Source organism: Kineococcus sp. AC630 (assembly GCF_979255925.1).
Genome location: NZ_CEEDMJ010000002.1, coordinates 102,746 through 128,397 on the forward strand (window position 1 = coordinate 102,746; position 25,652 = coordinate 128,397).

Sequence of the window (25,652 nt, forward strand, 5' to 3'; positions counted from 1 at the left end):
TAGTCAGCGGGGCTCAGCCGGCGAGGCGACGCGCGGTGGCGAGGTGGAGGGCGCCCATCACGGCGGGGGCCAGCGCCATCCCGGGGTTGCGCCGCTGGATCCCCAGCAGGGAATCACCGAGCTGCACCGCACCGGCGATCGCCAGCAGGGTCGGGATGGACCGGTCACCGCGGGCCAACGACACCAGCAGGGGGACGGCGACGGCCGCGGTGCGGACGGCCGAGGACGCGGCCCAGAACGATGCCAGCGGGTCGGCTGACCTGTTCGGCTGCACGTACTCCGGCCGCAGCACACCCCGCACGGCGAAGCCCGCGGCCGCGGCAGCACCCATCGCGTTGAGCGCCAGGACCGATCTCCGCACCGAGGACACCCCGGGATCCAACCACCTACCCTGACCCGGTGGGAACCGTCGAACTGCACGAGATGCGCTGGTGGCACGTCGCCGACGTCCACGCCCTCGAACAGGACCTCTTCGGCTCGACGGCCTGGTCGCTGGAGTCGTTCTGGGGTGAGCTGGCGCGGCCGAACCGGAGCTTCCTCGTCGCCCTGCAGGACGGGCGCGTCGTCGGCTACGGCGGGGTCGTGGTGACCGGTGCCGACGCCGACGTGCAGACCATCGGCGTCGCCCGCGACCAGCAGGGCCGGGGAACCGGCCGGACGCTGCTGCGGGCCCTGCGCGAGGAGGTCGTCGCCCGGGGCGCGACCCACCTGCTGCTGGAGGTCCGCGCCGACAACACCCCGGCGCAGAACCTCTACCTCAGCGAGGGTTTCGTCCAGATCGCCCGCCGGGCCCGCTACTACCAGCCCGACGACGTCGACGCGCTGATCCTGCGGGCCGACGTCAGGCGTCCTGGGAACTGACCCGGGAGTGGTGGCGGCGGGCCTTCATCCGGTTGCCGCACACCGCCATCGAGCACCAACGTCCCGTCCCGGCCCGGGAGCGGTCGACGAAGAACAGCCGGCACTCGGAGTTCGCGCAGGGCCGCAGCCGTCCCGGGCGCTCGCGTTCGAGGGCGTCCCAGGCCAGGACGGCGCGCACCACCGACGGGTTCGCGTCGGCCGTCCACAGGACGCGCTCGACGCCCCGGGGGCCCACGGAGGCCGTCCAGGTGACGCCGACCAGCAGTTCCTGCAGCAGGGACGCGTCCCCGTCGCCGCGGACCACCGACTGCAGCAGGTCCCGAGCCCGCACCAGGGCGGGTCGTTCGCCCGCGTCCGCGGTGAGCAGGTCCTGCGGCCGGCCGTCGAGCACCGGGGTGCTGTTGAGCAGGCCGAGCAGCAGTTCCTCGTCCGGATCGGTCATCTAACCCTCCTCGTCGACTTGACAGGTTAGCAGTACCGGGCGACTCTAACCGCTCCAGACCACTAGAGAGGTTAGACGATGACCACGCACCACCGCTACGCCGAGGTCGACGGGTTCCAGCTCTTCTACCGGGAGGCGGGCGCTCCCGACGCGCCCGTGGTCGTGCTGCTGCACGGCTACCCGACGAGCTCGTTCATGTTCCGCGAGCTGATCCCCCGCCTGGCCGACCGGTACCGGGTCATCGCCCCCGACCTGCTCGGGTTCGGGCTCTCCGACGCCCCCGCGGTCGAGGAGTTCGACTACTCCTTCGCCGCGCTCGCGGACCTCACCGGCCGCCTGCTGGACCGGCTCGGCGTCGCGCGGTTCGCGGTCTACGTCCAGGACTACGGCGCCCCCGTCGGCTGGCGCCTGCTGCTGGAGCGCCCGGACGCCGTCACGGCCGTCGTCAGCCAGAACGGCAACGGTCACGAGGCGGGTTTCGTCCCGGAGTTCTGGGCGCCGATCTGGGCGCACGGCGAACTCCGGACGGCCGAGACGGAGGAGGCGCTGCGCCCGGCGCTGGGCGTCGACGCGATCCGCTGGCAGTACACCCACGGGGTTCCCGACCCGAGCGTGGTGAGCCCGGACACCTGGCACCACGACGCGGCCGCGCTGGCCCGTCCCGGCAACGACCGGGTGCAGTTGGCGCTGTTCGCCGACTACGCGAGCAACGTCCCGCTCTACCGACCCGTCCAGGAACTCCTGCGCACCCGGGGGATCCCGCTGCTGGCCGTGTGGGGGCGCGACGACGAGATCTTCGGGCCGGCCGGGGCCACGGCGCTGGCCGAGGCGGTCGGCGGAGAGGTCCGACTGGTCGACGGCGGGCACTTCCTGCTCGAGAGCGCCCTCGACGAGGTCACCGACCACGTGCGGGAGTTCCTCGCCCGCGTCACGGGGTGACGGGTTCCACCACCAGCACGCTCTGCTTCCCCGCGATCCGGGTCAGCACGATGGTCGCGGTGCGCGAGCCCTTGAGCGCCAGCTGCCTGCGGAACTGGTCCGGGTCGACGGCCGTCCCGCGCTTCTTCACGGTCAGGGTTCCGACGTCGAGTTCGCGCAGCCGGGCGCGCAGGGGCTTCAGCCCGAACGGCATGACCTCCAGCACCCGGAACGCCCGGGTGAACGGGGAGGTCCGGGACGAGTCCGTGCTCACGTAGGCGATCGTCTCGTCGACCAGTCGCCCGTCCAGGTCGGCCGCGACCTTCGCCACCAACCCCGAACGGATCACCGCCCCGTCGGGTTCGTGCAGGAACTCACCGACCGCTCCGACCGGGGCCACCGGGAGGTCGGCGTCGTCGATCTCGTGGGCGGTGGCACCCCGCACGACACGGGCGCTGCGCACGAGACCCGGCCGGGCCAGCGGTCCGCACCACAGCGCGCACTCGACGACCTCCCCGTCGACCGACGTCCACTGCGCCTCGGCGCCGGCCGGGACCAGTTCGTGCGGCAGACCGGGGGCGAGCTTCGCGCCGGTCGCCGGGACCCGGGCGGCCGTAGCGAGGACGAAGGAGAGCGGGGGAGAGGTCGCCTCCGGGTCGAAGAGGCGCCGCCCCCCGGAGGTCCGCCGCGCCGGGTCGAACCAGGCGCCGTCCCCGGGGCCGAGCTCGTCGACAACCCCGGCCGTGACGTCCGCGCAGCGGACCTCGCGCCCCAGGTTGTGCGCCGCCACCGCGACCGTCGTGGGGTCGGCGTCGACGGGCAGGACGTCGAGCCCGGCGTCCAGGAACGCCAGCGAGTCCGCGCCGATCCCGCAGCCCAGGTCCGCGACCCGGTGCACCCCGGCGGCGGCGAAGCGGCGGGCGTGCTCGGCCGCCACCACGGCGCGGGTGGCCTGCTCGGCACCGGCCGCCGTGAAGAGCAGCCCGTCCGCGCGGGGCCCGAACTTCGTGGCGGCCTTCGCGCGCAGTCGCGACTGCGTCGTGGCGAGCGCGGCGAGGGCGGGATCGTGCCCCGCGCGGCGCAACCGGGCGGCCAGCGCGACGGGGTCCTCGCCGGCCGTCCCCGCCAGCTCGGCCAGCAGGGCCCGTCCCTGCGGGGAGGTCAGGGCGTCGACGTCGGAAACGTTCACCCGGTCGATGCTGCCAGGAGGGGCACCGGATCTGGCACTCGCCCGCCCTGAGTGCTAGCGTCTCGCGCAGCGTCGGTGGCACTCCCCCCTGGAGAGTGCCAACCGGGGCAGCGGCCGTCCGGCACCCGCGACGACGGTCGTCCGCTCCCCGAACCGACCGTCCGTGCCAGTTCGCTGAAGCAGAAGGGGAGGGCCGCACCAGTGTCGGTCTCCATCACTCCGCTCGAGGACCGCATCGTCGTCAAGCCGCTCGACGCGGAGCAGACGACCGCATCCGGTCTCGTCATCCCGGACACCGCCAAGGAGAAGCCCCAGGAGGGCGAAGTCCTGGCTGTGGGTCCGGGCCGCGTCGACGACAACGGCAACCGCGTGCCGATCGACGTCGCCGTCGGCGACAAGGTCATCTACTCCAAGTACGGCGGCACCGAGGTCAAGTACGGCGGCGACGAGCTGCTGATCCTCTCGGCGCGCGACGTGCTCGCCAAGGTCGCCAAGTAAGCGACTGACAGGTCCAGACGCCCCGGGCGCCCGCACTCCGGGTGCCCGGGGCGTCTCCTGTTCCCGCCCCGAAGCTCGCCACTGAACGGAAAGGTCCGCACACATGGCCAAGCAGCTGCTGTTCGACGACACCGCCCGCAAGGCGCTGGAGCGTGGCGTCGACGCGCTCGCCAACGCCGTCAAGGTCACCCTGGGGCCCAAGGGCCGCAACGTCGTGATCGACAAGAAGTGGGGTGCGCCGACGATCACGAACGACGGCGTCACCATCGCCCGCGAGATCGAGCTCGACGACCCCTACGAGAACCTCGGCGCCCAGCTCGCGAAGGAGGTCGCCACCAAGACGAACGACGTCGCCGGTGACGGCACCACCACCGCGACCGTGCTCGCCCAGGCCCTCGTGCACGAAGGTCTGCGCAACGTCGCCGCCGGTGCGGCCCCCTCGGGCCTCAAGCGCGGCATCGACAAGGCCGTCGACGCGGTGAGCGAGAAGCTCCTGTCGATGGCCCGCGAGGTCGACGGCAAGGGTGACATCGCGCACGTCGCGACGATCTCCGCCCAGGACGCGAGCGTCGGCGAGCTGCTGGCCGACGCGTTCGACAAGGTCGGCAAGGACGGCGTCATCACGGTCGAGGAGTCCTCCACGACCGCGCTGGAGCTGGACTTCACCGAGGGCATGCAGTTCGACAAGGGCTACATCTCCCCGTACTTCGTGACCGACGCCGAGCGTCAGGAAGCGATCCTCGAGGACGCCTACGTGCTCGTGCACCAGGGCAAGATCTCCACGGTCCAGGACCTGCTGCCGCTGCTCGAGAAGGTCCTCAAGGCCTCCAAGCCGCTGCTGATCATCGCCGAGGACGTCGACGGCGAAGCGCTGTCGACCCTCGTCGTCAACAAGATCCGCGGCACCTTCAACGCCGTCGCGGTGAAGGCCCCCGGCTTCGGGGACCGCCGCAAGGCGATCCTGCAGGACATCGCCACCCTCACCGGCGCGCAGGTCGTCGCCGAGGAGGTCGGCCTCAAGCTCGACCAGATCGACCTCGACGCGCTGGGCACCGCCCGCCGCATCACCGTCACCAAGGACGACACCACCATCGTCGACGGTGCCGGTACATCCGAGGACATCTCGGGTCGCGTCGCCCAGATCAAGGCCGAGGTCGAGCGCACCGACTCCGACTGGGACCGCGAGAAGCTCCAGGAGCGTCTGGCGAAGCTCTCCGGCGGTGTCGTCGTCATCAAGGTCGGCGCGCACACCGAGGTCGAGCTCAAGGAGAAGAAGCACCGCATCGAGGACGCCGTCTCCGCGACGCGCGCCGCGATCGAGGAGGGGATCGTCGCCGGCGGCGGTTCCGCTCTCGTCCACGCGGTGTCCGTGCTCGAGGACAACCTCGGTCTCGTCGGTGACGAGGCCACCGGTGTCGCCCTCGTCCGCAAGGCGGCCTCCGAGCCGCTGCGCTGGATCGCCGAGAACGCGGGCCTCGAGGGCTACGTCGTCGTCGAGAAGGTCCGTGCGCTCGAGGCCGGTCACGGCCTCAACGCCCAGACCGGCGAGTACGTCGACCTGCTCGCGACCGGCGTCCTCGACCCGGTCAAGGTCACCCGCTCGGCGCTGCGCAACGCCGCGTCGATCGCGTCGATGGTCCTGACCACCGACACCCTCGTCGTGGACAAGAAGGAAGAGGACCTCGCCGTCAACGGCGGCGGCCACGGTCACGGCCACGGCCACTGACCGCTCTCCCTGAACGACGAAGGGCCCGGCTCCCCCTCGGGGGGCCGGGCCCTTTCACGTTCTCCGCACGCCGCACCACACCGCGCACGGGTGGAACAGGGGTCAGCTGGCGATGCGCAGTCCGCGACGGCGTTCGGTGGCGTAGACGGCTTCGCGGTCGTCCTCGGTGAGGCCACCCCACACGCCGTAGGGCTCACGGACCTTCAGCGCGTGCTTGCGGCACATCTCCAGGACGGGGCAGCCACCGCACACGGCCTGGGCCGCGGCGTCGCGGTTGCGACGGGCCGGGCCACGCTCGCCCTCGGGGTGGAAGAACAGGTTCGGGTCGGCCTCGCGGCAGGCTCCGTCGAGCTGCCACTCCCAGACGTCGGCGACGGGTCCGGGGAGGCGGGAGATCTCGGCCATGGTGCGCTCCTGGTTCGGGAGGGATCTTGCTGACTGGTCATGAACGTACAACCGCGTCAGAAGTTGTTCAAGCCCCTGGTCGGAACTTGTTCAACCAATCTGCCCGTGCGGGGGTGACCGGGACGTGGCGCGGGGGTGAACAACCTCTGCCCAACGTGCTGAACAAGGTGCAGATCCCCGGTGCCTCCGCCACCCGAACGCCGTGAACAAGGCTGAACAACCCTGACCAACGGGGCGAGTGGCGAACGGCCCCCGACGTTGGGACACTGCAGCCATGTCCCCCGCCGCACCCTCCGAGGGAGCTGCCGTGCCTCCGGCCCCGCGCATGACGTTGACGGTGGCCGCCGTCGCGCGCCGCCTCGGGGTGGCCCCGGCCACGCTGCGGACCTGGGACCGCCGGTACGGCCTCGGCCCCTCCGAGCACACCGCGGGTGCGCACCGCCGCTACTCCTCCTCCGACCTGGCCCGCCTCGTCGTGATGCGCCGGCTGACCCTGGAGGGCGTCGCGCCGTCCGAGGCGGCGCAGCTGGCCGCGACCACCGCCGTCGCCGACGGGGGTTTCGCGCTGGCGAGCGTCTCGACGATCCCGGCGGCGGTCATCGAGGCCGCCGTGACCGACGCGGTGGCCATCGCCGGCCCCGGTTCCGGGCTCGACCCGGCCCTCGAGGTCACCGCAGCGGACGAGGCGCCCGCGCTCTCCGCGCTCTCCGGGCCCGACGAGTCCGAGGACGCCGAGAGCCTGCCCGGGCACCACGGACGACCCACCGACGCCGTGGACTGGGCCGTCAGCAGCCTCGCCGACCGCTTCGCCGAGGAGATCCGCAGCCGGGGGGTCGCACCGGCCTGGGACGCCGTCCTGCGTCCCGCGCTCGTCACCCGCGACGCGGCCATGCACGCGGCCGTCGCCCGGGCGCTGGCCGCGCTGCCCGTCGCGACCGGGGACCGCGCGGTCCTGCTGGCCGCGCTGCACGACCCGGCCGCCCAGGTGGCCCGCGGTCCCGTGCTGCTCGCCGCGGCCGCCGCCCTGGCCGAGGCCGGCGCCGGTGCGCGCAGCGTGGGGGAGGGGGTCCCCGTGCGGATGCTCGCCGCCGCGGTGCGCCGGGTGCGCCCGCCCGCCCTCCTCCTGCACACCGACGCGGAACCCGCCGCCGACGTCGTCGAGGACCTGCTGGCCCTGGCCCGGGTCCGTCCCGCGCCGCTCGTCGTCCTCCTGGGGGACGGGTGGACGCCGGCGCTCAAGGACCGGCTGCGCGGCGCCGAGGTGGCCACGGGGCTCGCCGACGCCGTCGCGAGGTGCGTCGAGGCCTCGACCGCCTGACCAGCGGGTTCACCGGGACCGCCGTGCACCTGAACGCTCAGGTCGGCGCTCCCGCGTGCCGACAACTCTTCCTGTGGGGCACCCGACGTGCTCCACGGCGGGGCCACGGACGGCCGCGCTCCACCCACACAGGGAAGAGGTTTGTGGTGGCAACGGTTCTGGTCTGCGATGACCTTCCGCTGGCGCGCGAGGCCATGCGTCGCATGGTGGCTGCCGTCCCCGGCGTCACTCGGGTCGTGGGTGCGAGCTCGGGCGAAGAAGCGCTCCAGCGCTGGCCCGTCGAGCGGCCCTCGCTGGTGATCATGGATGTCCGGATGCCCGGGATCGGCGGTGTCGAAGCAGCGCGCCGGCTGCTCGCCCGTCACCCCGAGGCGAACGTGCTCATGGCCACGATGGCGGAGGACGGTGACGGAGTGGCCCGCGCGGTCGCGGCCGGAGCCCGCGGGTACCTCGTCAAGGACGTCTCGCGCGAGGAGCTCGCCACCGCGGTGCTCCAGGCGCTGCAGGACGTCAGCCGTCGTCGTGGCGGCAACCGCACGCGTGCGGTGCTCACGGGCCGGGCGCCCGTGCTCACCGAGCGGGAGCAGCAGGTGCTCGTCGGCATGAGCCGCGGGCGCAGCAACGCGGAGATCGGGCGCGAGCTCTTCCTCTCCGAGGACACGGTCAAGACCCACGCTCGTCGACTGTTCCGCAAGCTCGAGGCGGCCGACCGCGCTCAAGCGGTGGCTGTGGGATTCCGCTGGGGTCTCGTACGGTAGGTGGGTGAGCCCCGGGGGCGACGAGTCAGTCGGAGTTGGTGCCGGCGGCCGGCCCGACGCAGACGCCAGCAGGCGTGACGTCGGTGCTGCCGTCGCTCCCGACGTCCCCCGGGTCCAGTTCTCGGGGGACGACGACGCCGTCGCGCGCCCCGGGGCCGGTCCCACCGACCTCCGCACCGATCTTCCGGGTGACCTCGGCGACGCCGCCGAGGCCCCTGGCGGGGGCGACGGAACCAGGGCGGCGCAGGGTGTAACACCCGTGCGGCCTGCAGCGATGAACAGTTCGGATGCCGGGGGGCTCCAGGAACTGGCGACGCGCGCGTTGACGGGGGAGCAGGGCGCCGTCGCCGATCTCCTGGCAGCGGTGCGCCGCCTCGTCCACCGTTACTGCCGGGCCAAGCTCGGGCGACTGCCCGGAGCTGATCACGCCGCAGAAGATGCGGCACAGGAGGTCTGCATCGCCGTGTTGACGGCCCTGCCCCGCTACAAGGACACCGGACGTCCCTTCGAGGCGTTCGTGTACCGGATCGCGGCCAACAAGGTTGCGGACGCCCAGCGGGCCTCCTACCGCTCCCCGGTCCCGACCGAGGACGTCCCGGACGGCGCCAGCGCCGAACCGGGTCCCGAGCAACTCGCTCTCGACGCCTTCGACGCCGAGACCGTCGGCAAGCTGCTCGACACCCTGCCGCCCAAGCTGCGCGAGATCATCACGCTGCGCGTGGGGGCCGGGATGTCGGCCGAGGAGACCGGACGTGCGTTGGACATGACCGCCGGCGCCGTGCGCGTCGCCCAGCACCGCGCGATGCAGAAGCTGCGCAAGATCGCCAGCGAGGACCTCACGCTGCGGGTCGCCCCGTGAGCGACGACGACCGCCCGGGCCACGGGCCCGACGACGAGACCACCGCCGGCACCGGCGGACGGGGACACCTGCGCGACGGCCACCTGCGGGCCGGACACCTCCGCGGCGTCCGCGGCTCCGCCACGAACGACACGAACGACGCGAACGACACGAACGACGTGGACGACCCGGTCGGCCGGGGAGGGGGGGACGTGGACGACGCCTTCGTCTCCGTGCCCGACCTGCTGGCCACGGACGCCCTGCTGGACCGCCTCGGCAGCCACGACACCACCGACGCCGACCTGCGCGACGCCGTCGCGCGGCTGCTGGACTCCTACGCGCTGCACGCCGACCCCCTGACCGCCGGGGTGCGGCCGGTGCAGGTGCCCGACCTCGCCCTCGAGGTCGAGGGCCTCCCGGCCCCGGTGCCCGCCCCACGGGTGCTGCTCGCCTCCCGTCGCACGCTGCGCCGGATCGGTCACGGCGGTGCCGCCGCGGCCGCCGTCCTCGCCCTGCTCGGCGGTACCGCCGCCGCCGCGGCGACCGGCGCGGGCTCGATCGCGGGCCAGGACGGCCGGACCGGCAGCTCCGCGGCCGTGCAGCTGCCGGGCTGGTTCCCCGACACGGTGTTCCGTGCCTTCGGCGGCACCCCGACGGACCGGGTCAAGCGCGAACTGGCGCAGGCGGACATCGAGGTGCAGGCCGGCGACAGCGAGTCGGCCCTGGCCCGGGTCCGGAACCTGTCCCGGCAGATCGACGCCTCCGACGACATCGACGCCACGCTGGCCGCGACGGTCACCGCGAAGCTCGACGACCTGCAGTCCGACGTCGACGGCACCGCGGTGGGTCCGACGAGCGCACCCACGCCCTCGTCCGCCGCGCCCACGCCGACGCCGTCGGGGACGTCCCTGACGGACGTCGTGAACGCCGCGTCGCCGACGGCGTCGCCGAGCTCCACGCCCTGGGTCCCGACCCAGACCCCGGTGCCCACCACCGCGCCCACCGGCGCCACCGGGACGGCGACGGGGACCTCGGGCGGCGCTCCCGGGGGCTCCACGTCCTCGCCGGGCCGGGGTTCCGGTTCGTCGTCGTCGTCGTCCTCGTCGTCCTCGAACCCCGTGGTCCCGCCCTACGTCCCACCCGTGGTCACCGAGGTGCCGTCGGGCAGCGTCACCACGCCGCCGACGGTCACGCAGCCCCCGACGGACACCCCGACGCAGAGCCCGAGCGATCCCTCGACGGGCTCGCCGAGCGACCCGGGGACGTCGACGGCCCCCACGGAGACCACCACCAGCCCGGAGGCACCGCCGTCCACGACGACGGACCCGGTGGTCCCGCCGCCCTCGGCCCCGGTGACCGACACCGCCCCGCCGGTGGTGCCCGATCCGGTCGAGGTCGTGACCCCGACGCTGCCCGTCGTGGTGGAGCCCTCGCCCAGCGCGGGAGCCGAGCCGAGCCCCGACGTCGTCGATCCGTCCGAGACGGCGTCCGGGACGGCGTCCGCCGGGTCGTAGCATCGGGGGGTGAGCGTGCGGTCCGAGGACAAACCTTCCGTCGAATCCCCTGCCGAGCACCACGACCCCTTCGGGTTCGTGGGCCTGACCTACGACGACGTCCTGCTGCTGCCGGGCGAGTCGGACGTCATCCCGTCCGAGGTCGAGACCTCGACCAAGGTGTCCAAGCGCGTCAGCCTGCGGATCCCGCTGCTGAGTTCCGCCATGGACACCGTCACCGAGTCCCGGATGGCCATCGCGATGGCCCGTCAGGGTGGTCTCGGCGTCCTGCACCGCAACCTCTCCGCCGAGGAGCAGGCCGCCCAGGTCGACCTCGTGAAGCGGTCGGAGTCGGGCATGGTCACCCAGCCCGTCACGACCACCCCGGACGCGACCCTCGCCGACGTGGACGCCCTCTGCGGGCGCTACCGCATCTCCGGCGTGCCGGTCGTGGACGCCGACGGCCGCCTCGTCGGCATCGTCACCAACCGCGACCTGCGCTTCGAGAGCGACTTCTCGCGCCCCGTGCACGAGGTCATGACGAAGCCCCCGCTGGTCACCGCGCCCGTCGGCATCTCCACCGACGACGCGATGCAGCTGCTGCGTCAGCACAAGATCGAGAAGCTCCCGATCGTCGACTCCCGCAACCGCCTGACCGGCCTGATCACGGTCAAGGACTACGTGAAGTCGGAGCAGTACCCGCTGGCCACGAAGGACGACGACGGCCGGCTGCGGGTCGCCGCCGCGATCGGCATCTTCGAGGACGCCTGGAAGCGCGCGATGGGCCTCGTCGACGCGGGCGTGGACGTGCTCGTGGTCGACATGGCGCACGGGCACTCCAAGGCCGTGCTCGAGATGATCTCCCGGCTCAAGAACGACAGCGCCGCCGCGCACGTCGACGTCGTCGGCGGCAACGTCGCGACCCGCACGGCCGCGCAGGCGCTCGTGGACGCCGGGGTCGACGGCATCAAGGTCGGTGTCGGGCCCGGGTCGATCTGCACCACCCGCGTCGTCGCCGGGGTCGGCGTTCCGCAGGTGACCGCGATCTACGAGGCCTCGCGCGCCGCGAAGCCCGTCGGGGTGCCGGTCATCGGCGACGGTGGCCTGCAGTACTCCGGCGACATCGCCAAGGCCCTCGTCGCCGGCGCCGACACCGTCATGCTCGGCTCGCTGCTCGCCGGGTGCGACGAGAGCCCGGGCGACCTGGTGTTCATCAACGGCAAGCAGTTCAAGAGCTACCGCGGCATGGGCTCCCTCGGGGCCCAGCAGACCCGGCAGGGCGGGCGTTCCTTCTCCAAGGACCGCTACTTCCAGAACGACGTCGCCTCCGACAGCCTCTTCGTCCCCGAGGGTGTCGAGGGCCAGGTCCCCTACCGCGGCCCGCTCTCGGCCGTGGCGCACCAGCTCGTCGGCGGGCTGCGCCAGTCGATGTTCTACGCCGGTGCGCGCACCGTCCCGGAGCTCCAGCAGGTCGGGACCTTCGTCCGGATCACCCCGGCCGGGTTGAAGGAGTCGCACCCGCACGACATCCAGATGACCGTCGAGGCACCGAACTACGGCGGTCGCTGACCCGCCCGCCCGGCAGGGGGCCCCGCGGCGCGGATCGTCGCGGGGTCTCCAGCGGGTAGCCTTGCCGGGTGTCTGAGATCGAGATCGGCCGCGGTAAGCGGGGGCGTCGCGCCTACAGCTTCGACGACATCGCTGTCGTCCCCAGCCGCCGTACCCGCGACCCCGAAGACGTCTCCACGACGTGGCAGATCGACGCGTACCACTTCGACATCCCCGTGATGAGCGCGCCGATGGACTCCGTGGCCTCGCCGGCGACGGCCGTCGCCCTCGGCAAGCTCGGGGGCCTCGGCGTCCTCGACCTCGAGGGCCTCTGGACCCGCTACGAGGATCCGGAACCGCTGCTCGCCGAGATCGCCGCCCTCGACCCCGCCGTCGCGACCCCGCGCATGCAGGAGATCTACGCGGAACCGGTGAAGCCGGAACTCATCACCAGCCGCCTCGCCGAGATCCGCGCCGCCGGGGTCACCGTCGCCGGCGCGCTCTCCCCGCAGCGGACGCAGGAGTTCTGGAAGGTCGTCGTGGACGCCGGGGTCGACCTCTTCGTCATCCGCGGCACGACGGTCTCGGCCGAGCACGTCTCGGGCAGCAGCGAACCGCTGAACCTCAAGCGCTTCATCTACGAGCTCGACGTCCCCGTCGTCGTCGGCGGTGCCGCCGGGTACACCGCGGCGCTGCACCTCATGCGCACCGGTGCGGCCGGGGTCCTCGTCGGGTTCGGCGGGGGAGCGGCCCACACCACGCGCAAGGCGCTGGGCATCCACGCGCCGATGGCCTCGGCCGTCGCCGACGTCGCCGCGGCCCGCCGCGACTACATGGACGAGTCCGGTGGACGCTACGTCCACGTCATCGCCGACGGCGGCGTCGGGACCTCCGGAGACATCGTCAAGGCCATCGCCTGCGGTGCGGACGCCGTCATGCTCGGCGCGTCGCTGGCCCGGGCCACCGAGGCTCCCGGCCGCGGCTGGCACTGGGGCCCCGAGGCCCACCACGCGGTGCTGCCCCGCGGTGAGCGCGTCCACGTCGGCACCTCCGCGCCCCTGGCCGAGATCCTCAACGGTCCGGGTCGCGTCGCCGACGGCACGACGAACCTCATGGGTGCGCTGCGCCGCTCGATGGCCACGACGGGGTACTCCGACCTCAAGGAGTTCCAGCGCATCGAGGTCGTCGTCTCGCCCTACCAGCCTGCCTGAACCGACCTCCTGACCGAACGGAACTCACTGTGCCGCAGCAGGACACCGCCCCCTGGACGCCCGACGCCATCGGCCGGCAGGAGGGGCGGACGGTCCTGGTCACCGGCGCGAACAGCGGGCTCGGTCTGCAGGTCGCGACGGAGTTCGCCCGCCGCGGCGCCGACGTCCTGCTGGCGTGCCGCAACGCCGAACGTGGCCGGGCGGCGCTCGCGCAGCTGACCGCCGAGGTCCGCGACTCCGGCGTGGAGCCGACCGTCGAGGTCATCCCGCTCGACGTCGCCGACCTCGCCAGCGTCCGCCGGGCCGCCAGCGACGTCCTGCACCGCCGGTCCAGCATCGACGTCCTGGTCAACAACGCCGGGGTCATGGCGCCGCCGTTCGGGCGGACGGTGGACGGTTTCGAGACCCAGGTGGGCACGAACCACCTGGGGCACTTCGCCTTCACCGGCCTGCTGCTGCCCGCGCTGCTCGCGGGCGGCGGGGCCCGGGTCGTCTCCGTCGCGAGCGTCGCCCACAAGTTCGGCCGGCTGAACCGGAAGAACTACCAGAGCGAACGCAGCTACCAGAAGTGGTTCGCCTACGGGCAGTCCAAGCTCTCGAACCTGCTGTTCGGGTTCGAGCTGCAGCGTCGGGCGCTCGCCGTCGACGCCGGCATCGTCTCGGTGGCCGCGCACCCGGGGTTGTCCGACACCAGCCTGTGGAAGAACACCCCGCTGGGCGGCAACCGGTTCGGCGAGGCCCTGGGCTCCGTCTTCGGCCGGGCGATCGGGCAGCCGCCGGCGCAGGGGGCGTGGCCGTTGCTGCGCGCCGCGACCGATCCCGACGTCCTCGGCGGGGAGTACTTCGGCCCCGACGGACGCAACGAGTGGCGCGGTTTCCCCGTGCTGGTGGCGGCGAGCGCCGCGGCCTACGACACCGCGGACGCCGCCTGGTTGTGGGCCCGGTCGGTGGAGTGGACCGGCGTCGACTACGCCGAGCTCACCGCCTGACGCGATCCCCCACTTCCCCGCGGAAACAACACTTTCCGCCCTCGAACGCGCTCTGAGAGGGCGGAGAGTGTTGTTTCCGCCGGTCAGCGGCGGGTCGGGGCGAGCGGGGCCAGCACGAGCAGCAGCACGGCGGCCGCGGCGACGACGGTGAACCCCCACGCGGGGCCGAACCCCTCGGCGAGCGCGCCGCCCAGCGCTGCGCCGGTGGCGATGCCGAGCACCACCCCGGAACTCAGCAGGGCCATGAGGAACGCTCCGCGTTCGGCGTCGACGAGCGTGGCGGCGATGGTGTTGACCGTGACCAGCGTCGGCCCGACGAAGACGCCCATCACGAGGACGGCGAGGGACAGTGCGCCGAGCGAGTCCGCGGCCAGGGCCATGAGGCCCGCCCCGAGCAGCAGTCCCGCCCCGCAGACGGTCCAGCGCGCGCGCAGGCCGAAGGTCCTGGGCAGCAGGACGAGGCAGACCGTCGTCGCCGTCGACCCGATCGCGGAGAGGGCGTAGACCAGCGAGCCGGTCGAGGGGGAGCCGACCGCCTCCGCGGCGGCCGTGACCCCGGTCTGGGTCGCGCCGAAGACGGCGCCCATCGCGAGCATCGCGAGCACCGGGACGAGCACGACGCCGGGGACCCGCGCGGGTCGGGGACGTCCTGCGCGGCGCGCGGGGGCGGTGATCCGGTGGCTGCGGTGGCAGGCGAAGGCCGACACGAAGACGGCGCTCAGCCCGGCGGTGGCGAGCAGGGCGGCCGTCGGGTTGATCAGCACCCCGATGACCCCGACGAGGGCGGGACCGAGGATGAACGCCGCCTCGTCGACGGTGCCCTCGAAGGCGAACGCGGTGGAGCGCTCGTCGCCGTCGGCGGTCATCCGCAGCCAGCGGGCGCGGGAGAAACCGCTCACCGAGGGCAGGGTGAGACCGACGCCGGCCGCGGCCAGGGGCGTCCAGGGGCCGCCGGAGGCGAGGGCGGCGAACAGGCCGCCGAGCGCGAGGAGGTGCAGGGCGACGACGCTCAGCAGCACGGCCCGCTGCCCGCGCCGGTCGGCGAGCGCGCCGACGACGGGCACGCCGAGGGCTTCACCGAGGGCGGAGCAGGCGCTGGCGATGCCGCCGACGGCGACGGAGCCGCTGGTGGAGGTGACCAGCGCGAGGATCGCGAGCGGGGCCATCGCGACGGGGAGTCGTCCGAGGGCGGTGGTCGCGAGGTAGGTGCGACCGGCGATCTCGGGCAGTCGCGAGTAGCGCGAGCGCAGGGAGACGGGTGGGCTCGTCACAGGGCAGGCTCCAGTGGTGCGGGTGCGCCTCCCCACCTCTGACGCACCGGAGCCCTGAGAGTGAACGTCCCCGATCGTAACGCGGCGGGGTCAGGCCTCGCCGTGCCAGGAACGCCACAGGTCGGCGTAGGGACCGCCGGCGTCGACCAGTTCGTGGTGGGTGCCGAGCTCGGTGATCCGGCCGCCTTCGACCACGGCGATCCGGTCGGCGTCGTGGGCGGTGTGCAGGCGGTGGGCGATGGCGACGGTCGTCCGGCCCTCGAGCACCGCGGCGAGGGAGCGTTCGAGGTGGCGGGCGGCGTTGGGGTCGAGCAGCGACGTCGCCTCGTCGAGGACGAGGGTGTGCGGGTCGGCCAGCACCAACCGGGCGAGGGCGACCTGCTGGGCCTGCGCGGCCGACAACGTGAGGCCGTTCTCGCCGACGGGGGTGTCGAGCCCCTCGGGCAGGGCCTCGACCCAGCCGAGGGCGTCGACCGCCGCGAGCGCCTCGCGGACGACGGCGTCGGAGGACCCCGGGGCGGCGAGGGCGGTGTTGTCGCGCAGGGTCGCGGCGAACACGTGCCGTTCCTGGGTGACCAGGGCGATCCGCGAGCGCAGTTCGTCCAGCGGCAACCCGGTGACCTCCGCGCCGCCGACCTGCACCGAACCGTGGGTGGGCGGGTTGATCCCGGCCAGCAGCCGGCCCAGCGTCGACTTGCCCGCGCCGGTCGGGCCGACGATGGCGAGCCGTTCGCCCGGTTCCAGGGCCAGCGAGACCCCGTGCAGGACAGGGCGTCCGGGGCTGTACTCGAACCCGACGGCGTCCGCGGCGATCTCGTCGTGGACGGGACGGTCGGAGCTCTCGACCCGGTCGGCGTCGACGGCGCTGAGCCCGACGACCCGGGCGAAGGAGGCCTGCCCGACCTGCAGTTCGTCCCACCAGGCGAGGAGTTCGTTGACGGGGCCGACGAGCTGGCGCAGGTAGAGCACGACGGTGGTGACCTGACCGACGCTCTGCAGGTCGTGCCGGACGAGGAGGCCGCCCCAGAGCAACGCGACGACGACGGGCAGCAGGTAGGACATCTCGATGCTGGGGAACCACACGGTGCGCAGCGACAGGGTGTAGCGCTCGCGCCGCACGGTGGCGCCGATGACGTCGTCGACGAGGTGCACGCGGTGGTCGGCGAGGTTCAGCGCCTCCACGGTGCGGACGTTCTCGACGTTCTCGCCGAGCGTCGTGGAGATCCGGCCCCACTCGGCCCGTTCGGCGGCGTAGCCCTGCGGGGCGCGCTTCAGGTACCAGCGGGTGGCGAACCACAACCCGGGGAGGCCGGCGACGATCGCCAGGGCCACCAGCGGTCCGGAGAACACGGCGGCGATCACGGTGAGCACCGAGGTCACCGACGCGACGAGGATCGCCGGGGCGCCGTAGCGGACGGTGTAGCTCAACGCGTCGACGTCGTTGGTGGTGCGCGACACCAGGTCCCCGGTGCCGGCCTGTTCCACCACGGACAGCGGCAGCGCCGTGGCGCGGGTCAGGAACTCCTCGCGCAGTTGCGCGAAGACCCCTTCGGCCAGGACGAGCGAGCGCTTCCGGGCCAGCCGCGCGAGCACGGCCTGCACGACGACGGCACCGACGAGGACGGCCACGGCGGTGTCGATCTTGGAGGTGACGTCGGCCAGCGGTGTCCGCGCGCCCAGGGCGGTGACGACGTCGTCGACGAGGCGGCCCAGCAGGAACGGCCCGGCGAGGCCGGCCAGCGCGGCGAGGGCGTGCAGGCCGAGCATCCGCAGGCCCGGCCCGCGGTTCTGGGTCATCAGGCGCTTCACGTCGCGCAGCACCTGCGCGCGGTCGGCGACGGGCAGTGTCGTCGGCTCGGTGGTCCGTTCGCTCATGCCATTCCCTCCACGTCGGACTTCGCGCCCCGCGGCACGGGGACACCCGCGTCGCGGGTGACGAAACGCCGGTACCGGGCGTCGCGGTCGAGCAGTTCGGCGTGCGTCCCGCGGGCGACGACGTGGCCGTCGCGCACCCAGCAGACGCTGTCGACCTGCGGCAGGACGAGCGGGCTGGCCGTCGCGACGACGGTCGTCCGTCCGGCGCGGGCGGTGCGCAACCGCCCGGCGATCCGGGCCTCGGTGTGCGCGTCGACGGCACTGGTGGGTTCCACCAGGACCAGGGCCTCCGGCTCGCGCAGCAGCACCCGGGCCAGGGCGAGGCGCTGGCGCTGTCCCCCGGACAGCGAGCGGCCGCGTTCGGTGACGGTCCCGGCGAGACCGCCGTCGACGAGGTCCAGGATCTCGACGGCGTCGGCGATCTGCAGGGCGTCGAGCACTTCGGTGTCGGCGTGGGCGGCCTCGGGGTCGACCTGCTCGCGGATCGTCCCGCTGAAGAGCTGCGCGTCGTCCTCGGCCAGCAGCACGCGCCGGCGGACGTCGGTGACGGGCATGTCGAGCAGGGCCGTCCCGCCGAAGGTGGCGCGGGTGTCGTCGTCGAAGCGGGTGAGGCGGCGGGCCAGGACCGCGGCGTCCTCCGGCGGGTCGCAGACGACGGCGGTGAGGTGACCGGCGTCGGCGACGACCCCGGACTCCGGGTCGGCGAGGTCCCCGCCGGGGCTGACGGCGTGCCCGGTGTCGTGCACCGCGGGCGGGACCTCGAGCAGCGTGATGAGGCGCCGGGCCGCGACGAGCGCGCGGGCGTACTTGTCGGCGGCCTCCACCAGCATGCGCAGCGGTGAGGTGAGGAACGCGGCGTAGCCGTAGAGGGCGATGAGGTCACCGGGGGTGATCTCGCCCCGCACGGTGGCCCGCGCCCCGGCCCACACGAGCGCGGCGACGAGGAGGCCGGGCACGAGGATCTGCAGCGCCTCCAGCGCCGACTCCCAGGTCGCGACGCGCACGCCCGCCGCGCGGACCTGCTGGCTCTTGGCCCGGTAGCGGCCGAGGAAGACCTCCTCGCCGCCGATCCCGCGCAGGATCCGCAGACCCCGCACGGTGTCGGTGCCGATCGACGTCAGTTCACCGGACAGCTTGCGGTGCAGGCGCTGACGGTCCTGCAGCGGCCGCAGGAGGAGGAGCAGGAACGCCATGATGACGGGCACCCCGACGAGGACGACGAGCCCGAGCGGCACCGAGGTGCGCAGCACCAGGACGGCGACGACGGCGACGGCCGCGAGCGAGGCGACGGCGCGCTGGGTGACGTCGAAGGCGTCGGCGAGGCGGGGCCCGTCGGAGGCGATGGAGGCGAGCACCTCGCCCTGGGGGAGCTTCTCCGTGACGGCGGTCCCCGCGTGGGCGGTGTGCCGCCCGACCTGCTGCAGCGTGCGGAAGCAGGCGGTCAGCCAGTTGGTGACGCCGTAGCGGTGGCGCACGATCGCGGCCGTCGCGGTGATCACGGCGAGGCCCAGGACGACCAGCGCCCACCGGGTGAGCGCGGTGGGGTCACCGGCGACCACGCCCTCGTCGATCGCCTTGCCGATGGCGGCGGGGAGGACGGCCTGGGAGAGGAGCCACACGGTCCCGACGCCCGAGCCGATCACCATCGGAGCCCACTGCAGCGCCGCGGTGTGCAGCAGGAAGCGCAGGGGGGAGGTGACGTCGGGGGTTCCGGGATCGCTCAGCGGGAGGGAGCGCACGAGCAACGACGGTAATCGCATTCCCGTACCCGTGCCCACACGTTAAACCGGCGTCCACGATCGCGGGGGAGGAACGGGGTCCCGCACGCGGCTACCCTTGGGTCGTGACGCCGGATGCGCCCGAGAGCCAGCCCCAGGACCAGCCTGAGATCGAACTCGCCGAGGTGGGTGCGGAACGCGCGCACCGCCCCGTGCTCGTCGTCGACTACGGAGCCCAGTACGCGCAGCTCATCGCGCGTCGGGTCCGTGAGGCGGACACCTACTCCGAGATCGTCCCCAGTTCCATGCCGGTGGCCGAGATCCTCGCCAAGAACCCCGCGGCGGTGATCCTCTCCGGCGGCCCGTCCAGCGTGTACGCCGAGGGCGCCCCGCAGGTCGACGCCTCCCTCTTCGAGGCCGGGGTCCCCGTCCTGGGGATCTGCTACGGCTTCCAGGCCATGGCCAAGGCGTTGGGCGGCGAGGTCGCCCAGACCGGTCAGCGCGAGTACGGCGGCACCGTCGCCAACCTGAGCGACGCCGACGACTCGACGCTGCTGCACGACCAGCCGACCGAGCAGTCGGTGTGGATGTCCCACGGGGACAGCGTGTCCCGCGCACCCGAGGGTTTCCGGGTGACCGCGTCCTCGGCCGGTACCCCCGTCGCGGCCTTCGAGGACGACGAGCGCCGCCTCTACGGCGTGCAGTGGCACCCGGAGGTCAAGCACTCCACGCACGGCCAGGACGTCCTGGTGAACTTCCTGCGCAACGGTGCCCGCATCGACCCGGACTGGACGACCGGCAACGTCATCGAGGAGCAGGTCGCGCGGATCAGGGCGCAGATCGGTGACGGCAAGGTCATCTGCGCCCTCTCCGGCGGCGTCGACTCCGCCGTCGCCGGGGCCCTGGTGCAGCGCGCCGTGGGCGACCAGCTGACCTGCGTCTTCGTCGACCACGGTCTGCTGCGCGCGGGGGAGTCGGAGCAGGTCGAGAAGGACTTCGTCGCCTCCACCGGCGTGAAGCTGCACGTCGTCGACGCGGTCCAGCGCTTCGCGGAGGCGCTGGACGGGGTCAGCGACCCCGAGCAGAAGCGGAAGATCATCGGCCGCGAGTTCATCCGCGTCTTCGAGCAGGCCGCCCGCGACGTCGTCGAGGCTGAAGGTGCGGCCGGCGGCGAGGTCAAGTTCCTCGTGCAGGGCACCCTGTACCCCGACGTCGTCGAGTCCGGTGGCGGCACCGGCGCGGCGACGATCAAGAGCCACCACAACGTCGGCGGGCTGCCGGACGACCTCGCCTTCGAACTCGTCGAGCCGCTGCGGGCGCTGTTCAAGGACGAGGTGCGTGCGGTCGGTGTGCAGCTCGGTCTGCCCGAGGCGATGGTCTACCGCCAGCCGTTCCCCGGTCCGGGACTCGCGATCCGCATCGTCGGGGCGGTGACCCCGGAACGCCTCGAGATCCTGCGTTCCGCGGACGCCATCGCCCGGGCGGAGCTCACCGCGGCCGGTCTCGACCGCGACATCTGGCAGTGCCCCGTCGTGCTCCTCGCCGACGTCCGCTCCGTCGGGGTCCAGGGCGACGGCCGGACCTACGGCCACCCGATCGTGCTGCGTCCGGTGTCCTCGGAGGACGCCATGACGGCGGACTGGACGCGGCTGCCCTACGACGTGCTTGCGAAGATCTCGACCCGGATCACCAACGAGGTGCCCGAGGTGAACCGCGTGGTGCTCGACGTCACGAGCAAGCCGCCGGGCACCATCGAGTGGGAGTGAGCTTCGTGCGGTCCCGGACGTGAGGAGGGGCTGACCCCGGGAGGAGTCAGCCCCTGCCGTTCTCGACCGTCACTTCTCGTCGAGGGCGTCCTTGGTCTTCTCGACGCTCTGACGTGCGGAACCCATCGTCTGGTCCTTCTCGCCCTGCGCCGTCAGCTCCGCGTCGTCGGTCTTCTTCCCGACGGCTTCCTCGGCCTTGCCGACGGTCTGCTGCACGACGTTCTTGGCCTTGTCCGCGATGGACATGTCCCGCTCCTTCTCCACGGTGGTCACCGGTGGTCCCGGTACCCCGAACGGTAGGAAGTCCGGCGCCTTCCTGCCCGCTGAAACCGTCAGTCGGCCGTCACGGGGTCAGGAACCCGGCGATCCCGGCGGCGAACCGGGGGTCGGTGAGGGCTGCGCCGTGGTCACCCCGGACCAGCTGGAGCCGGGCTCCCGGGACGGCGGCGACGAGCACCTCCGGGCGCTGCGCGAGGGGGTCGGCGTCGCCGGCCAGGACCAGCGTGGGTGCGGTGATCCGGCCCAGCGCGAGGGGGGAGGCGTGCACGGCGTCGGCCTGGGCGGCCAGGGCCGGCAGGTCGTTGCCGGCCTGCTCGGCGAACTCGCGGAACCCCCGGACCATCGGGTCGGTGATCGTGGCAGGGTCGGGTGATCGCAGCGCCTCGGCGAGGCGGGCGGAGGAGAGGGCACGGGTGTCCACCCCGCCGACCTCGACGATCCCCGCGCCGACACCGCCCACGGCGAGGCGGTGGACGCGGTCCGGGTGGGTCGAGGCCACCAGCAGCGAGACGACCGACCCCATCGAGTACCCGACGAGGTCGACCTGCGCCAGGTCCAGGGCGTCGAGGACGTCGATCACGTCGGCGGCCATCCGGGCCTCGCCGTAGCGTGCCGCGTCGTGGGGCTTGTCCGACGCCCCGTGACCGCGGGCGTCCACCGCGACGACCCGGCGCCCGGTGGCGAGCAGGGCGTCCAGGAGCCCGGAGCGCGGCCACTCCACGGACGTGCTGGAACTGAAACCGTGGTGCAGCAGGACCGGGTGGGCCTGCGCCCCGGCGCCGGAACCGTCCCAGCCGTGGACGGCGAGCGTGAGCCCGTCGCCGGTGGTGATCCGCCGGGTGTGCCCGGTCGGGGCCACCTCAGTTCTCCTGCGCGGTGAAGTCGGCGGGCAGGTCGCCGGGGGCGACGGAGACGACGGTGTCGTCGTCGGTGCCGACGTGCTCGAAGAACGTGATCCGGGCGAACTCGGGGACGACGAGGATCGGGTAGGTGGGCCCGGCGTCGCGGTAGCGCCGCATCAGGGGCAGGTGGTCGTTCTGGAACAGCACGGTCCTGGACCCGTCCTCCTCCACCCAGCGGGGGAAGAAGATGGTGCCGTGCAGGCGGCGTCGTCCCGGCATGACGTTGACCACGACCGACGTCCCGGTCGGTTCGTTCCAGGAGAGCTTGAAGCTGTCCTCGTCGAGCTGGACGAGGTCGACCTCCTGGTCCTTGACCCACCTCCCGCCGACCATCCCGGAGTGGATGCGGTAGTCGATGGTGCGCTCGTTCTTGACGTACATCTCGTACTGCCAGCCGTTGGCGTAGGTGTAGACGAACCGGTGCCCGACCAGTCCGTCGAGGTCCTGCGGGGGTGTGGGGTCGCTGGGCGTGGGCGTCGGCACGCGGTGGTTCGTCACGCGATGATTTTGCGCGCAAAACCATTTGGGGTCAAGCGGACCCCCGGGGCAGGATGAGGGTGTGCGCGACGACACCTCCACCGCGGCTGATCTCTCGGTCCTGCTGGGACCGTTGCGCCGCAGGGTGTTGCGGCGCAGCCGCGAGCTGGCCGACCTGCCGGACCTCCCCGAGGCCCAGGTCGAGCTGCTGCGCGTCCTGACCGACCGTGGCCCGCTGACCCCGAGCCAGTTGGCCGAGACCCTGCACCTGGCGCGGTCCACCGTCAGCAACCTGTTGCGCGTCACGGGGGTCGCCGGTCTCACCGAGCGGTCCTCCGCCGGCGGTGACCTGCGGGTGGTCAACGTCAGCGCGACGGGTTCCGCGCGGTCGCTGCTGGCCCGCTACGACCGGGCGAGCGCGACGACCCTGGCCACCGCGGCGGACCGCCTGAGTCCGCAGGACCAGGCGGCGCTGCCCGGGGTCGTCGCCGTGCTGGGACGGCTGCTGGCGGCCCTCCAGGACGAGGGCCAGGGTGAGGGCGACGAGGCAGTGGCCTCGCCGCCGGTCGCCGACTAGACCCGGAAGGTCGCGACGAGCGCGGTGAGGTCCCCGGCCGCCCGGGAGACCTCCGCCGCCGCCGTCGCCGTCGCCCCCGCGCTGTCGGTGGTGCGCGACGCGGCCGCGGCGATGCCGGAGATGTTCGTGGAGATCTCCTGCGACCCGGTCGCGACCTCGTTGACGTTGCGGACCATCTCCGACGTGGTCGCGGACTGCTCCTCCACGGCGGCGGCGATGGTCGCCTGCAGGCCGTCGATGCGGGCGATGACCTCGGCGATCTGCCCGATGACGACCGACGCGGCCTCCGCGTCGGTCTGCGTCGCACCCACCCGGGACACGATCTCCTCCGTCGCCCGCGCCGTCTGCTGCGCGAGTTCCTTGACCTCGCCGGCGACCACGGCGAAACCCTTGCCCATCTCACCGGCCCGGGCGGCCTCGATGGTCGCGTTGAGGGCGAGGAGGTTCGTCTGCTCGGCGATCGAGGTGATGAGCTTGACGACGTCACCGATCTCCCGGCTGGAGGTGCCGAGGCGCTGGATGGTCGCGTTGGCCTCGTCGGCGGAGGCCACGGCGGTGCTCGCGGTGGAGGACGCCTCGGCGGTGGCGCTGGAGATCTCCCGGATCGCGGACGTCATCTCCTCCCCGGCGGCGGCCACCGTGGCGATGTTGGCGGAGATCTCCCCGGTGGCGGCGGAGACGACCTGGGCCTGCGCGGCGGACTCCTGCGCCCCGTGGGACAGCTCGCCGGCCACGGACGTCAGCTGCTGCGAGGACCCGGCCAGGTCGGCCGCCGAGGCGGCCATCCGGGAGACCACGGAGCGGATGCCGTCGCGGGCGCGGTTGACCGCCCCGGCCATCGCCCCGAGCTCGTCGGCGGAGTGGACCTCGGCGGCGACGGTGAGATCGCCCTCGGCGACGGCGTCGAGGGCGGTCGCGACGCTGTCGAGCTGGCGGCGGATCAGCCGCAGGACGGCCAGGCCGATGGCTCCGGACAGCAGGAGCCCGCCGACCAGCACGGCGAGGACGATCGTCCCGGCCCGGCGGACGGCCTGCTCGGCGGCGGCCCGGCCGGCCGCGGCCTGACGCGTCTCGTCCGCCTGCAGGGTGACGATGGCCGCGTTGAAGCCGTCCTCGGCCGCACCGAAGCGGGCCCCGATCTGATCACCCGCGGGCATCTGGAAACCGCTGGGCGGCGCCTGCCGCAGCACCATGACGTCGCGCAGCGCGGCGTAGTCGCCGTAGGAGGTGCGCAGGTCCCGCACGGCGGCCGACGACGCGCCGGCCGAGCCGTGGGCCTCGTAGCTGTCGAGGGCCTTCGTGAGGGCCGCGTCCGCCTCGTGGGCCGACTGGACGGAGGCCGGGACGTCCGCCCCGGGGATGAGGGCCAGGAACTCCGCGCGGTACTGGGCGGTGATCGCGCCGCGCGCGGTGGAGATGTCCGCCATCCCCGCCACGTGCTGGTCGCTGATCTTCACCACCTCGGCCTGGGCGCGCTGCATGCCGACCAGACCCACGGCGCCGACACCGACCGCGACGGTCGACGCGGCCAGGACGGCGGCGGCGATCTTGGTCGTCATCGAACGGTCGGCGAGCAGCCGTCGGGTTCCGGGGTTCTGAGCGGGCACGGGTTCCTCCTCGGGGGTGAACCCTCCGCATCGACGGCCGAACGGGTGACCTTGAGCGCGACCGGACGGGCCATGCTGGGACCGTGACGACGCGCCTGAGCACCCCGTGGTGGCTGCCCTGGGATCCGGACCCCGCCCGGGAGGCGGCGGGGAGTCGTGAGCCCACCGCCGTCCTCGACCACTCCGCCGAGGCGGTGCGGAACCTCGCGGCGCGGACCCGCGGCGGGGACGAGCGGGAGCGCCTGCGCTCGGCCCACGCTCTGGTCTCGGCGGCCGTGCGCCCGGTCTACGCCCTCGACGAACTGCAGCCCGCGTCGGTGACCCTGCGTAGGGGCAGGGGGTCGTGCAGCCAGCGGATGGCCGTGCTCGAGGCCACGGCGCGCTCGCTCGACGTCGCGACCCGGTGCCGTGGGCTGCTCGTCGACGGGCGGTTCTGGTACCCGAGGTTCCCGCGCCTGCACCGGTTCGTGCCGGACGTCGTCGTCCTGGCCTGGCCGGAGTTCCGGGTGGAGGGTTCCTGGGTGCCGGCCTCGCACCTCTTCGCACCCCCGGACGCCGGGGTTGCGGCCTTCACGAACCGGGACGGCGAGACGCTCTTCGAGGCCCTCGCCCGCGGGGCCGTCTCGCTGGAGGACTGCGCCGGGGGGTGCGCGCGCGGCGGCCACGACGGGGCCGCCGGGTTGGCCGACCGGGTCGTCGCCGACCTCGGCCGGTTCGACTCCCGCGACGAGTTGTTCGCCACCCACGGCCAGACGCTCTGCCTCCTGGCCAGGACGGTCGTGGACCCCGTCACGAGCCGGTTCTCGGCCGGGTGGGTCCGCCCCAGGACTCCTCGCGCGGGATGGAGCGGACCGACCCGGGGTCGGGTCGGTCATGAGCACGGAGTTCCGCGCCGCCGCCCGGGCCGGTCTCGTCGGGGCGCTGGGGCGTGGTGAGTCGTCCCTGCCCGTCGCGCGGACGTTCCCGCCGGCCCAGGCCCGCGCGGC

25 protein-coding genes are annotated in these 25,652 nt (G+C 73.4%); 14 read left to right on the forward strand and 11 right to left on the reverse strand.

From position 1 onward, the window contains the following. Positions 1-13: 13 nt before the first annotated feature. The gene (locus AC0I8G_RS02420; RefSeq protein WP_471728509.1) at positions 14-370 is read right to left on the reverse strand and encodes a hypothetical protein; all 357 of its coding nucleotides are present in this window, start codon (positions 368-370) and stop codon (positions 14-16) included. 29 nt (positions 371-399) lie between these two features. On the opposite strand from AC0I8G_RS02420, the gene rimI reads away from it, so the two are divergent. Then, entirely contained in the window at positions 400-861 is a 462-nt protein-coding gene (gene rimI, locus AC0I8G_RS02425; RefSeq protein WP_380259867.1) for a ribosomal protein S18-alanine N-acetyltransferase, read from the forward strand. On the opposite strand, the gene AC0I8G_RS02430 is transcribed toward rimI, so the two are convergent. Continuing rightward, positions 842-1,303, reverse strand: coding sequence for a CGNR zinc finger domain-containing protein (locus tag AC0I8G_RS02430; RefSeq protein WP_471728510.1), 462 nt, complete (start codon positions 1,301-1,303; stop codon positions 842-844). The genes rimI and AC0I8G_RS02430 overlap by 20 nt on opposite strands. A 78-nt stretch (positions 1,304-1,381) precedes the next feature. On the opposite strand from AC0I8G_RS02430, the gene AC0I8G_RS02435 reads away from it, so the two are divergent. Then, entirely contained in the window at positions 1,382-2,242 is an 861-nt protein-coding gene (locus AC0I8G_RS02435) for an alpha/beta fold hydrolase (RefSeq protein ID WP_471728511.1), read from the forward strand. Here the strand turns inward: AC0I8G_RS02435 and AC0I8G_RS02440 are convergent. Then, positions 2,232-3,410, reverse strand: a complete 1,179-nt coding sequence (locus AC0I8G_RS02440) for a THUMP-like domain-containing protein (protein WP_471728512.1) — start codon at positions 3,408-3,410, stop codon at positions 2,232-2,234. The two genes, AC0I8G_RS02435 and AC0I8G_RS02440, sit on opposite strands and share 11 nt — an antisense overlap. A gap of 201 nt (positions 3,411-3,611) precedes the next feature. On the opposite strand from AC0I8G_RS02440, the gene groES reads away from it, so the two are divergent. Both groES and groL read left to right on the forward strand, forming a co-directional pair. After that, positions 3,612-3,908 carry a co-chaperone GroES gene (gene groES, locus AC0I8G_RS02445; RefSeq protein WP_328294688.1) on the forward strand — a complete coding sequence of 99 codons (297 nt, stop codon included), beginning with the start codon at positions 3,612-3,614 and terminating at the stop codon, positions 3,906-3,908. Between the two features lie 103 nt (positions 3,909-4,011). Further along, the gene (gene groL, locus AC0I8G_RS02450) at positions 4,012-5,634 is read left to right on the forward strand and encodes a chaperonin GroEL (protein WP_328294689.1); all 1,623 of its coding nucleotides are present in this window, start codon (positions 4,012-4,014) and stop codon (positions 5,632-5,634) included. A gap of 102 nt (positions 5,635-5,736) precedes the next feature. On the opposite strand, the gene AC0I8G_RS02455 is transcribed toward groL, so the two are convergent. Continuing rightward, on the reverse strand, positions 5,737-6,039 hold the full coding sequence (locus tag AC0I8G_RS02455) for a WhiB family transcriptional regulator (RefSeq protein WP_328294690.1): 303 nt from the start codon (positions 6,037-6,039) through the stop codon (positions 5,737-5,739). A 325-nt stretch (positions 6,040-6,364) separates the two neighbouring features. Between AC0I8G_RS02455 and AC0I8G_RS02460 the strand changes: the two genes are divergently transcribed. The 7 genes from AC0I8G_RS02460 (at position 6,365) to AC0I8G_RS02490 (ending at position 14,194) form a co-directional block, all read left to right on the forward strand. Further along, the gene (locus AC0I8G_RS02460) at positions 6,365-7,357 is read left to right on the forward strand and encodes a MerR family transcriptional regulator (RefSeq protein ID WP_471728700.1); all 993 of its coding nucleotides are present in this window, start codon (positions 6,365-6,367) and stop codon (positions 7,355-7,357) included. A 146-nt stretch (positions 7,358-7,503) separates the two neighbouring features. Beyond that, complete coding sequence (locus AC0I8G_RS02465; RefSeq protein WP_179750673.1) at positions 7,504-8,115, forward strand: response regulator transcription factor; 612 nt, start codon at positions 7,504-7,506, stop codon at positions 8,113-8,115. A 274-nt stretch (positions 8,116-8,389) separates the two neighbouring features. Continuing rightward, a complete protein-coding gene (gene shbA / locus AC0I8G_RS02470; protein WP_380158378.1) occupies positions 8,390-8,974 on the forward strand; it encodes an RNA polymerase sigma factor ShbA in 585 nt (194 codons plus the stop codon). Beyond that, positions 8,971-10,467, forward strand: a complete 1,497-nt coding sequence (locus tag AC0I8G_RS02475; protein ID WP_471728513.1) for a hypothetical protein — start codon at positions 8,971-8,973, stop codon at positions 10,465-10,467. Before shbA ends, AC0I8G_RS02475 begins: the two co-directional genes overlap by 4 nt. A gap of 78 nt (positions 10,468-10,545) precedes the next feature. Then, positions 10,546-12,015, forward strand: a complete 1,470-nt coding sequence (gene guaB, locus AC0I8G_RS02480) for an IMP dehydrogenase (protein WP_471728701.1) — start codon at positions 10,546-10,548, stop codon at positions 12,013-12,015. A 68-nt stretch (positions 12,016-12,083) separates the two neighbouring features. Further along, positions 12,084-13,205, forward strand: a complete 1,122-nt coding sequence (locus AC0I8G_RS02485; RefSeq protein WP_471728514.1) for a GuaB3 family IMP dehydrogenase-related protein — start codon at positions 12,084-12,086, stop codon at positions 13,203-13,205. A gap of 29 nt (positions 13,206-13,234) precedes the next feature. Continuing rightward, positions 13,235-14,194 carry an oxidoreductase gene (locus AC0I8G_RS02490; RefSeq protein WP_380158373.1) on the forward strand — a complete coding sequence of 320 codons (960 nt, stop codon included), beginning with the start codon at positions 13,235-13,237 and terminating at the stop codon, positions 14,192-14,194. 83 nt (positions 14,195-14,277) lie between these two features. Here AC0I8G_RS02490 and AC0I8G_RS02495 read toward each other — a convergent pair whose 3' ends face one another. The 3 genes from AC0I8G_RS02495 to AC0I8G_RS02505 all read right to left on the reverse strand — a co-directional run bounded on the left by AC0I8G_RS02495 (position 14,278) and on the right by AC0I8G_RS02505 (position 19,079). After that, entirely contained in the window at positions 14,278-15,465 is a 1,188-nt protein-coding gene (locus tag AC0I8G_RS02495; RefSeq protein ID WP_471728515.1) for an MFS transporter, read from the reverse strand. Positions 15,466-15,555: 90 nt separating this feature from the next. Beyond that, on the reverse strand, positions 15,556-17,340 hold the full coding sequence (locus AC0I8G_RS02500; protein WP_471728516.1) for an ABC transporter ATP-binding protein: 1,785 nt from the start codon (positions 17,338-17,340) through the stop codon (positions 15,556-15,558). Beyond that, the gene (locus AC0I8G_RS02505; protein WP_471728517.1) at positions 17,337-19,079 is read right to left on the reverse strand and encodes an ABC transporter transmembrane domain-containing protein; all 1,743 of its coding nucleotides are present in this window, start codon (positions 19,077-19,079) and stop codon (positions 17,337-17,339) included. Before AC0I8G_RS02505 ends, AC0I8G_RS02500 begins: the two co-directional genes overlap by 4 nt. Positions 19,080-19,228: 149 nt before the next feature. Between AC0I8G_RS02505 and guaA the strand changes: the two genes are divergently transcribed. Continuing rightward, complete coding sequence (gene guaA / locus AC0I8G_RS02510) at positions 19,229-20,824, forward strand: glutamine-hydrolyzing GMP synthase (RefSeq protein WP_471728702.1); 1,596 nt, start codon at positions 19,229-19,231, stop codon at positions 20,822-20,824. Positions 20,825-20,893: 69 nt separating this feature from the next. Here the strand turns inward: guaA and AC0I8G_RS02515 are convergent, their stop codons facing one another. From AC0I8G_RS02515 to AC0I8G_RS02525, 3 genes are all read right to left on the reverse strand, one after another. Then, the gene (locus AC0I8G_RS02515) at positions 20,894-21,070 is read right to left on the reverse strand and encodes a CsbD family protein (RefSeq protein WP_471728518.1); all 177 of its coding nucleotides are present in this window, start codon (positions 21,068-21,070) and stop codon (positions 20,894-20,896) included. Positions 21,071-21,167: 97 nt separating this feature from the next. Then, a complete protein-coding gene (locus AC0I8G_RS02520; RefSeq protein WP_471728519.1) occupies positions 21,168-21,962 on the reverse strand; it encodes an alpha/beta fold hydrolase in 795 nt (264 codons plus the stop codon). A 1-nt stretch (position 21,963) separates the two neighbouring features. Next, positions 21,964-22,503 (reverse strand): phenolic acid decarboxylase, encoded by a 540-nt coding sequence (locus tag AC0I8G_RS02525; RefSeq protein ID WP_471728520.1) that lies wholly within the window; start codon positions 22,501-22,503, stop codon positions 21,964-21,966. Between the two features lie 61 nt (positions 22,504-22,564). On the opposite strand from AC0I8G_RS02525, the gene AC0I8G_RS02530 reads away from it, so the two are divergent. Continuing rightward, on the forward strand, positions 22,565-23,059 hold the full coding sequence (locus tag AC0I8G_RS02530; RefSeq protein ID WP_471728521.1) for a MarR family winged helix-turn-helix transcriptional regulator: 495 nt from the start codon (positions 22,565-22,567) through the stop codon (positions 23,057-23,059). Here AC0I8G_RS02530 and AC0I8G_RS02535 read toward each other — a convergent pair. Further along, positions 23,056-24,666, reverse strand: coding sequence for a methyl-accepting chemotaxis protein (locus tag AC0I8G_RS02535; RefSeq protein WP_471728522.1), 1,611 nt, complete (start codon positions 24,664-24,666; stop codon positions 23,056-23,058). The two genes, AC0I8G_RS02530 and AC0I8G_RS02535, sit on opposite strands and share 4 nt — an antisense overlap. Positions 24,667-24,749: 83 nt before the next feature. On the opposite strand from AC0I8G_RS02535, the gene AC0I8G_RS02540 reads away from it, so the two are divergent. Then, entirely contained in the window at positions 24,750-25,601 is an 852-nt protein-coding gene (locus AC0I8G_RS02540) for a transglutaminase domain-containing protein (RefSeq protein ID WP_471728523.1), read from the forward strand. Positions 25,602-25,652 lie beyond the last annotated feature (51 nt).